This is a genomic window from Sphingomonas sp. 66-10, assembly GCF_001897045.1.
Taxonomy (GTDB): domain Bacteria; phylum Pseudomonadota; class Alphaproteobacteria; order Sphingomonadales; family Sphingomonadaceae; genus Sphingomonas; species Sphingomonas lycopersici.
The window spans coordinates 1-9,319 of sequence record NZ_MKRR01000023.1 but is presented as its reverse complement, the minus strand read 5'-3'; the positions used below and the strand labels follow the sequence as shown (position 1 = coordinate 9,319).

7 protein-coding genes and 1 pseudogene are annotated in these 9,319 nt (G+C 67.9%); 3 read left to right on the top strand and 5 right to left on the bottom strand.

Annotation, left to right across the window (positions count from 1 at the left end):
- A pseudogene (locus BGN95_RS02915) lies at positions 1–261 on the bottom strand (alkaline phosphatase family protein); the annotation flags it as partial.
- An 89-nt stretch (positions 262–350) separates the two neighbouring features.
- Between BGN95_RS02915 and BGN95_RS02910 the strand changes: the two are divergent.
- Entirely contained in the window at positions 351–2,327 is a 1,977-nt protein-coding gene (locus BGN95_RS02910; RefSeq protein ID WP_286771561.1) for a protein-disulfide reductase DsbD family protein, read from the top strand.
- Positions 2,328–2,371: 44 nt separating this feature from the next.
- Here the strand turns inward: BGN95_RS02910 and BGN95_RS02905 are convergent, their stop codons facing one another.
- Complete coding sequence (locus tag BGN95_RS02905; RefSeq protein ID WP_179510889.1) at positions 2,372–3,142, bottom strand: arginyltransferase; 771 nt, start codon at positions 3,140–3,142, stop codon at positions 2,372–2,374.
- A 250-nt stretch (positions 3,143–3,392) separates the two neighbouring features.
- Entirely contained in the window at positions 3,393–4,637 is a 1,245-nt protein-coding gene (locus BGN95_RS02900; protein WP_179510890.1) for a threonine ammonia-lyase, read from the bottom strand.
- Positions 4,638–4,725: 88 nt separating this feature from the next.
- Here BGN95_RS02900 and BGN95_RS02895 point away from each other — a divergent pair, with 88 nt between their 5' ends.
- Together BGN95_RS02895 and BGN95_RS02890 are read left to right on the top strand one after the other, a co-directional pair.
- The gene (locus BGN95_RS02895) at positions 4,726–5,565 is read left to right on the top strand and encodes an NAD(P)-dependent oxidoreductase (RefSeq protein ID WP_265268507.1); all 840 of its coding nucleotides are present in this window, start codon (positions 4,726–4,728) and stop codon (positions 5,563–5,565) included.
- Positions 5,562–7,232: an amidohydrolase gene (locus BGN95_RS02890; RefSeq protein WP_265268508.1), complete on the top strand. Its 1,671-nt coding sequence runs from the start codon at positions 5,562–5,564 to the stop codon at positions 7,230–7,232. The genes BGN95_RS02895 and BGN95_RS02890 overlap by 4 nt, the downstream gene beginning before the upstream one ends.
- Positions 7,233–7,411: 179 nt before the next feature.
- Here the strand turns inward: BGN95_RS02890 and ctrA are convergent, their stop codons facing one another.
- Together ctrA and aguB are read right to left on the bottom strand one after the other, a co-directional pair.
- Entirely contained in the window at positions 7,412–8,107 is a 696-nt protein-coding gene (gene ctrA, locus BGN95_RS02885; RefSeq protein ID WP_179510893.1) for a response regulator transcription factor CtrA, read from the bottom strand.
- A 220-nt stretch (positions 8,108–8,327) separates the two neighbouring features.
- Positions 8,328–9,176 (bottom strand): N-carbamoylputrescine amidase, encoded by an 849-nt coding sequence (gene aguB / locus BGN95_RS02880; protein WP_179510894.1) that lies wholly within the window; start codon positions 9,174–9,176, stop codon positions 8,328–8,330.
- Between the last annotated feature and the right edge of the window lie 143 nt (positions 9,177–9,319).

Genomic DNA, 9,319 nt, shown 5'->3' with positions numbered 1-9,319 from the left:
GGCATGGCTCTGATAGCCCGAGGGGAAGACCACGCCCTGCAGCAGCCGCGCGAACCCGCCGGTAAAGCGGTTGCGATATTGCGCGAACAGATCGGCGGAGAATTGGTCGACCGAGATCGCGACGATCAGCCTGGGCGGGGTGGTCGGCGCGGGCGCGGCGGCGGGGGCTGCGGCCGGCGCGGGGGCTTGCTGCGCCGCCACCGGCAGCGCGATCGCGGCGGACATCAGGGCAAGGGGCAGGGCAGCGATCCGCACGTTCATCTTCGGTCCTTGGTGCAATTGGTCGGGCACGGTATGTCCGCGCCATGATGGCGAGACAAGCGTGGTTAGCGGCATTTCTGGTCGGGTTGATGACGCTGTTCGCGTTGCCCGCCGTCGCGCAGGAGCAGCATCTGGCGATGCGGCTGGTCGCGGAAAGCGCGCAGCCGGCGCCGGGCAAGGCGGTCACATTGGCCTTCGATGCGGATCCCGCGCCGGGCTGGCACGCCTATTGGCAGAATCCGGGCGACGCGGGGCTCGGCACGCGGCTCGAATGGACGCTCCCCGCCGGGATCACCGCGGGCACATTGCGCTATCCGATCCCGGGGCGGCTGACGATCGCCGGGCTGATGAACTATGTGTTCGAGCATCGTTTCGCGATGCTGGTCGATCTGAAGATTCCGCCCGGCCTTGCCGCGGGCACGCGGCTGCCGGTGAAGGTGAAGGCCGATTATCTCGTCTGCACCGATCAATTATGCGTCCCCGAGACGCAGACGCTCGAGACTATGCTGACGATCGGCGACGGCGCGGTCGACGCGGCGACGCGCGCGCGGTTCGACGGCTGGCGGCGCGCGCTGCCGCAACCGCTGAGCGCAACCGCGACCTGGGCGGCGAGCGGCGGCATGTTCCGCCTCGCGGTGCCTTATCCCGCCGATGCGCCGGTCAAGGATGCTTATTTCTACGCCGCCGCGGCCGGCGCGGTGGATTATGCCGCGCCGCAGAAGGTGGGGCGCGACGGCGACCGGCTGGTGATCGAGACCAAGGCGGCGGCCAGCCCCGTCTCCGGGCGGATCGAGGGCGTGCTCGCGACGGGGGAGGGGCGCGGCCTCTCGGTGGTCGCGATGCCGGGGCCGGTCGCGGCGCTGCGCGATACCGGCGGCGCGTGGGGCGGCGCGCTGGTGGCGTTCGCCGGGGCGGTGCTCGGCGGGCTGCTGCTCAACATCATGCCGTGCGTCTTCCCGATCCTCAGCCTCAAGGCGCTGAGCCTCGCGCGATCCGGCGAGACCGCGGGTGCCGCGCGGCTGGAGGCCTTGGCCTATACCGCCGGGGTGATCCTCGTCTGCCTCGCGCTCGGCGGGGCGCTGCTCGCGCTGCGGGCCGGAGGCAGCGCGGTCGGCTGGGCCTTCCAGCTGCAGGACCCGCGGGTGATCGGCGCGCTGCTGCTGCTCGTCGCGGCGATCGCGTTCAACCTCGCCGGGCTGTTCGAACTGCCGACCCCGCGCTTCGCCGGCAGCGGCGGGGCGAGCGGGGCGTTCATGACCGGCGCGCTCGCGGCGTTCGTCGCGACGCCGTGCACCGGGCCGTTCATGGGGGTGGCGCTCGGCGCGGCGCTGCTGCTGCCGACGCTCGCCGCGCTGCTGGTGTTCGCCGGGCTCGGGTTCGGCATCGCCTTGCCCTTCCTGCTGATCGGCTTCGTTCCCGCGCTGCGCCGGCTGCTGCCCCGGCCGGGGGCGTGGATGGCGCTGGTGCGGCGCATCCTGTCGGTGCCGATGTTCCTCACTGCGCTCGCGCTCGCCTGGGTGCTCGGGCGGCAGGCGGGGAGCGACGGGCTGACGCTCGCGCTCGCCGCGATGCTGATCGGGGGGCTCGCTTTATGGTGGACCGGGCGGCGCCAGCAGCGCGGGGCGAGCGGGGCGTGGTGGCCCGCGCTGGCCGCGCTGCCCTTTGCGCTGGCGGCGGTGGTGATGCTCCGTCCCGCCGCGGCGGCCGCGCCCGCGGCGGCGATCGCCGGGGCCGAGCCGTTCAGCGAGGCGCGGCTAGCCGCGCTCCGCGCCGAGCGGCGGCCGGTGTTCGCTTATTTCACCGCCGATTGGTGCCTGACGTGCAAGGTCAACGAAAAGGCCGCGATCGAGACCGAGGCGGTGGCGCAGGCGTTCGCCAAGCGCAAGGTGGCGGTGCTGGTCGGCGACTGGACCAATGGCGATCCCGCGCTCGGCCGGTTCATCGAGGCGAACAACCGCGCCGGGGTGCCGCTCTATCTATGGTACGCCCCCGGCGCCCCGGCGCCGCGCTTGCTGCCGCAGGTGCTGACCAAGGATATGCTGGTGGCGCTGCCCGAGGGACGTTGAGCGGAAAATTGATCCGTTGGGGAGTCCTGGTCTAACCTGCGACCCTAAGCCGAAACCAACGCCGCCGCGCCGGCGGTTTCCTCTTCCGGCAGCACCGCCCAGCCGCGCGGGCCGAGCATCTCCATCGGGCGATAGCGCGTCTTATATTCCATCCGCGGCGAGCCCTTCACCCAATAGCCGAGATAGACATAGGGCAGCCCCGCGGTGCGCGCGCGCAGGATGTGATCGAGGATGATCAGATTGCCCAGTCCCGGCCGCTCGGCGAGTTCGGTATCGAAGAAGCTGTAGATCATCGACAGCCCGTCCGCCTGCCGGTCGGTGAGGCACGCGCCGATCAGCCGGCCCTGCGCGCCGTTCACCGAAGGCTCGCGATATTCGACGATCACCGAATTGACCGGCGATTGCTCGATCATGTCGGCATAATCGCTCTCGTCCATCTCGGCCATCCCGCCGCCGGGGTGCCGCGCCGCGAGATAGCGGCGGAGCAATTGATATTGCTCGTCGGTCGCCCAGGGGCGGCACGCCGTCACCTCGAGATCGCTATGGCGGCGGAGCAATTTGCGCTGGGTGGCGTTGGCGGCGAATTCCTGCGCCACGACGCGCACCGAAACGCAGGCGGTGCACCCCGCGCACGACGGGCGATAGGCAACCGACTGGCTGCGGCGGAACCCGATCCGCCCGAGCGCATCGTTCAGCTCGCTGGCATGTGGGCCGGAAAGCTCGGTGAACACCTTCCGCTCCTGCCGCCCCGGCAAATACGGGCACGGTGCGGGACTGGTTACGAAGAAACGTGGAAAGCGAAATGGCGCCGTCACCGCCCAAACCCCCTGACGCGGCGTGACGATTCACGCTCGTGTCGGCGAAATATGAAGCGACTCGGCAATCGTGAAAAGCGTCTTAACCATGAAAAGGAGTTAATGCTGTCCCGCTTTGGCTGCGGGGGGCGTCCCCGTGCGCTAAATCTGGATCATTGGCTCCACCCCGGCGAAGGCCGGGGTCCAGCATCGGGCCGGTCGCAACTGGACCCCGGCCTTCGCCGGGGTGGCAGGGGGATATGTATCCCGCTTACCCCGCCTCGACCTGGCTCACCTCATAGCCGCCGTCGCGCAGCGCGCTGATCAGCCGGTTGAGATGCTGGCGGTCGCGCGCCTCGCATTCGATATCGGCGATCAACCCCTTGGCAGGAAGCGAGGTGAACACGCGCTGGTGGTACACCTCGATGATGTTGACGCGCTGCTCGTCGAAGATCCGCGCGACATTGTAGAGCGATCCCGGCTGGTCCTTGAGCCGGATACGCAGCCGCGCGAGCCGCCCCGATCGCGCCAGATCGCGCAGCAGCACGTTGGCGAGCAGCCGCGTGTCGATATTGCCGCCGCACAGCACGACGCCGACGGTCTTGCCGCGGAACCGCTCCGGGTGCTGCATCAGCGCGGCGAGCCCGGCGGCGCCCGCGCCCTCCGCGACGGTCTTTTCGATCTGGAGCAGCAGGCTCACCGCTTCCTCGAGGTTGCGTTCGGAGACGAGCAGGATGTCGTCGACCAGCGCCTTGACCATCCCCGCGGTGATCGACCCCGGCTCCTTGACCGCGATGCCCTCGGCCAGCGTATCCCCCGCGCACGGCATATGGGTGCCGTTGATGCGGTTGTACATCGAGGGAAACAGCTCGGCCTGCACCCCGATCACCTCGATCGGCCGCGCCGCCGCGCGCGCGACCGTCGCCATGCCGGAGATCAGCCCGCCGCCGCCGATCGGGGTGATGAAGGTATCGATCTCGGGCGCGTCCTCCAGCATCTCCAGCGCAACCGTGCCCTGCCCGGCGATCACGCGCGGATCGTCGAACGGGTGGACGAAGGTGAGCCCTTCGCTCGCCTCCAGCGTGCGGGCATGGGCATAGGCCGCGTCGAACGTATCGCCCTCCAGCACCACGGTCGCGCCGTGGCCCTGGGTCTGCGTCACCTTCACGATCGGGGTGGTGGTGGGCATCACGATCGTCGCCGGCACGCCCAGCCGGTTGGCGTGATAGGCAAGGCCCTGCGCATGATTGCCCGCCGAGGCGGCGATCACCCCGCGCGCCCGCGCGGCGTCGCTGAGCTGGAGCAGGGTGTTGAGCGCGCCGCGCTCCTTATAGGCGGCGGTGAACTGAAGATTCTCGAACTTCAGATAGACCGTCGCGCCGGTCAGTTGCGAGAGCGTGCGGCTGATGAGGGTCGGCGTGCGTACAATCGAGTCGCGAATCCGCATGTGCGCGGCGCGCACGTCGTCGATCGTGACGGGAAGCGATTCGTTGCTCGTTGCAAGGGTGGCCAACATAACCTCCATATCTGCCGCGAGACGCGGCGGAGAGGAGCGCCGCCTAGACCATCTGGCGCGCCGTGGAAACTCCGCCTAATCGACCTCTATGAAGATCGCATTCATCGGCACCGGCGTCATGGGCGCCCCGATGGCCGGGCATCTCGCCCGCGCCGGACACGACGTCACCGTCTACAACCGCACCCGCGCCAAGGCCGAGGCCACCGGGCTCAGGGTGGCGGACACCCCCGCCGCCGCCGCCGCCGGGGCGGATGCGGTGGTCGCCTGCGTCGGCAACGATGCTGATCTGGAGCAGGTGACGCTGGGCGAAAACGGCGCCTTCGCCGCGATGCGTGCCGAGGCGGTGTTCATCGATCACACAACGGTTTCCGCCGATATCGCGCGGCGGCTCGCGGCGGTGCGCGCGCTCGTCGTCGATGCGCCGGTCTCGGGCGGGCAGGCCGGCGCGGAGAAGGGCGCGCTCTCGATCATGTGCGGGGGCAGCGACGCCGCGATGGCGCAGGCGCGGCCCGTCATGGAAGCCTATGCCGCGCGCATCGTCCATGTCGGCGCCGCGGGGGCGGGGCAGCAGACCAAGATGGTCAACCAGATCTGCATCGCCGGGGTCGTGCAGGGGCTGAGCGAGGCATTGCGCTTCGCGCAGGCGAGCGGGCTCGATCTCGACAAGGTGTTCGAGGCGGTCTCGGGCGGCGCGGCGCAAAGCTGGCAGATGGTCAACCGCTGGGGGACGATGGCCAAGGACGAATTCGATTTCGGTTTCGCGATCGACTGGATGCGCAAGGATCTCGGTCTCACCCTCGACGAGGCGAAGCGCAACGGCGCGGTGCTCCCGGTCGCGGCCCTGGTCGATCAATTCTATGCCGAGGTACAGAAGATGGGCGGCGGGCGGCAGGATACCAGCGCCTTGGTACGGAGGCTGCCGCGGTGAAGGCGGCGCTGCTGGCGGCGGCCGCCGCGCTCGTCCCCGTTCCCGCGCTCGCCGATGCGCTGATCGACAATGTCCAGGGCATCACGCTCGATCGCAACGGGCAGGTCGTCCGCTTCAAGGCGATCGTGATGGACAAGGACGGCAAGGTCGTGCGCCTCGTCCCGCCGAACGAGCCACCGCACAAGCCGACCAAGAAGGATCCTGGCCCGCGCTACGACTGGCGCGCGGACCTCAAGGGCAAGGTGCTGCTCCCCGGCTTCATCGATGCGCACGGCCATGTCGTCGAGCTCGGCTTCGCGGCTTTGTCGCTCGACCTGTCGGACACCAGGTCGCTCGACGAGGCCAAGGCGAAGGTCGCCGCTTATATCGCCGCCAACCCCGATCGGAAGTGGATCATCGGGCGCGGCTGGAACCAGGAGGTATGGGGGTTGGGTCGCTTCCCCACCGCCGCCGATCTCGATGCGATCTCGGCCGGGCACGCGGTCTGGCTCGAGCGCGCCGACGGTCACGCCGGCGTCGCCAACAGCATCGCGATGCGTGAGGCGGGGGTCACCGCCGCCACCCCGACCCCGACCGGGGGGCGGATCGAGAAGACCGCCGCCGGCCAGCCCGCCGGCACCTTCGTCGATGCCGCCAAGCAATTGGTCGAGAAGGTCATCCCGCAACCCTTGCCCAAGGAGCGCGACGCTGCCTTCCTCGCCGCGCAACAGGTGCTGCTCGGCTATGGCGTCACCGCGATCGCCGATATGGGGACGACGCTCGACGACTGGCTGAGTTTTCGCCGCATGGCCGATATCGGCGCGCTGCGCGTCCGCGTGATGAGCTATGCGATGGGGGTCGAGACCGCGAGCCGCGTCGGCGGCAAGGGGCCGACGCCGTGGCTCTATGCCGATCGGCTGCGGATGGGCGGGGTGAAGCTCTACGCCGATGGCGCGCTCGGGTCGCGCGGGGCGTGGCTCAAGGCGCCTTACGCCGACGCGCCGGGGCAGACCGGGCTCGGCTTCAACAGCGACGCCCAGCTCCAGAACCAGATGAGCCGCGCGGCGATGGACGGTTTCCAGGTCGCGGTCCATGCGATCGGCGATCGGGCGAACCAGCAGGTGCTCGATGCGATCCAGGCTCTGTCGGATACCTATGCCGGCGACCGCCGCTGGCGCGTCGAACATGCGCAGATCGTCGACCCCGCCGATCTGCCGCGTTTCGGTCATTTCACCACCATCGCCTCAATGCAACCGATCCACCAGACCAGCGATCGCACGATGGCCGAGGCGCGGCTCGGCGCGCAGCGGCTGGCGGGGGCCTATGCATGGAAATCGATGCTGGCGAATGGGTCGAAGCTCGCCTTCGGATCGGACACTCCGGTCGAGAAGCCCGATCCCTGGGCCGGCTGGGCGGCCGGCTTCACCCGGCAGGACGCCGACGGGCAGCCCTATGGCGGGTGGCGGCCGGAGGAAGCGCTGACCCGCGAACAGGCGTGGTGGGCCTATACCGGCGGCGCCTCCTATGCGGGCTTTGCCGAGAACAAGTTCGGCATCCTTGCGCCAGGGCAGCGCGCCGACTTCATCATCGTCGACCGCGACCCGCTCAACGCCAGCCCGACCGAACTACGCAAGACGGTGGTCGAGCAGACGTGGATCGGCGGCGAGAAGGCGTGGGAGCGGAAGTAGCGCACCCGCTTTCCGTTCGCCCTGAGCTTGTCGAAGGGCTGGCCTTCTTCCTCGAAAGAAAAGGCCAGCCCTTCGACAAGCTCAGCCCGAACGGGATGGTTTTTGATAACTCCCAGAATCAAGCGGCCGCGGCACCCCCCGATGCCGCGGCCGCCTCCCGGTAGCGATACAGGTGCTGGTCAGGCGACCTGTGCCGTCTCCTCCGGTTCACGCAATACATAGCCGCGTCCCCAGACGGTTTCGATATAATTCTCACCGTCGCACGCGAGGCTCAGTTTCTTGCGCAATTTGCAGATGAACACGTCGATGATCTTGAGTTCGGGCTCGTCCATCCCACCATAGAGATGGTTGAGGAACATTTCCTTGGTCAGCGTCGTGCCCTTGCGGAGCGACAGCAGCTCCAGCATCGCATATTCCTTGCCGGTGAGGTGGACCCGCGCGCTATCGACTTCCACCGTCTTGGCATCAAGGTTGACGGCGAGTTTGCCGGTTTTGATAACCGATTGCGAATGGCCCTTCGAGCGGCGCACGACCGCGTGGATGCGGGCGATCAGCTCCTCGCGGTGGAACGGCTTGGTGACATAATCGTCGGCGCCGAAGCCGAACGAGCGCACCTTCGAATCCATCTCGCCAATGCCCGAAAGGATCAGCACCGGGGTGGTGACCCGGGCGACGCGCAGCCGCTTCAACACGTCGTAACCGTGCATATCCGGCAGGTTCAGGTCGAGCAGGATGATATCGTAATCATAGAGCTTGCCGAGGTCCAAACCCTCTTCGCCCAGATCGGTCGAATAGACGTTGAAGCCTTCCGCGCTCAGCATGAGTTCGATGGCTCGGGCCGTTGTGGGCTCGTCCTCGATCAGCAAAACTCGCATCTGCAATCCCCCATCCGAGACTGCGATCCGCCCCCATTTTTAGGATCGCATTCAGAATCATTAACCAAATACGGTCTGAACGCAAAAGGTTAATTTCGTCTTAAGCCAGGGATTCCGGCGAGTCGCGCGCGATGCAATACGGCGAATCGGGCAAATTATGCGGTGATGGGGAGAAATATGCGCTTGAACCGTTGCGCTATGGTAAAGACCCCCGCCGCGGCTAAATGTCCTGCACTAACCGTCCGTAGAGCTCCGGCCGCCGATCGCGGAAGAAGCCGAAGGCGGCGCGGTGGCGCTTCACGCGATCGATGTCGAGCGTCGCGGTGATCACGCCCTCCTCGGTGCGGTCGAGCTCGGCGAGGATGTCGCCGCGCTCGTCGCAGATGAAGCTGGTGCCGTAGAAGGTCTGGCCGTGCTCGGTGCCGACGCGATTGGCGGCGACGACCGGCACGACGTTCGACACCGCATGGCCGACCATCGCGCGGCGCCACAGCCGCGCGGTATCGAGCCCCTCGTCATGCGGCTCGCTGCCGATCGCGGTGGGATAGAACAGCAGTTCGGCGCCCATCAGCATCATCGCGCGCGCGGTTTCGGGATACCATTGGTCCCAGCAGATCCCGACGCCGATCTTCGCCGCCGGGCCGTTCCACACCTTGAACCCGGTGTTGCCGGGGCGGAAATAGAATTTCTCCTCATAGCCCGGACCGTCGGGGATATGGCTCTTGCGATAGACCCCGGCGACTTTGCCGTCGGGATCGACCATCGCCAGGCTGTTGTAATGATGCGGCCCGTCCGCCTCGAAGAAGCTGGTCGGGATCCACACTTTGAGCTCGGCGGCGAGCGCCTGCATCGCGGCGACCGCGCGATGCTCGCCGACCGGCTTGGCGCGGGTGAACAGCCCCTCGTCCTCGACGCGGCAGAAATATTCGCCCTCGAACAATTCGGGCGGCAGGATCACCTGCGCCCCCTTCGCCGCCGCCTCGCGGACAAGGCGGGAAACATTGGCGATATTGCCCTCCAGATCGTCGGAGAAGGCAAGCTGCAGCGCGGCGACGGTGATCTCGGTCATGCGCGCGCATGTAGGGGATAAGCGCTGGCGAGCCAATGGCGTGCGATGCTCCCCTCCCTGGTGAAGGGAGGGGGCTGAGAGCGGGTGGGCATGAGGCGCGCGGGCCGGTATCTTCGCAGGCCAACCCACGCCCGACGCCTTGT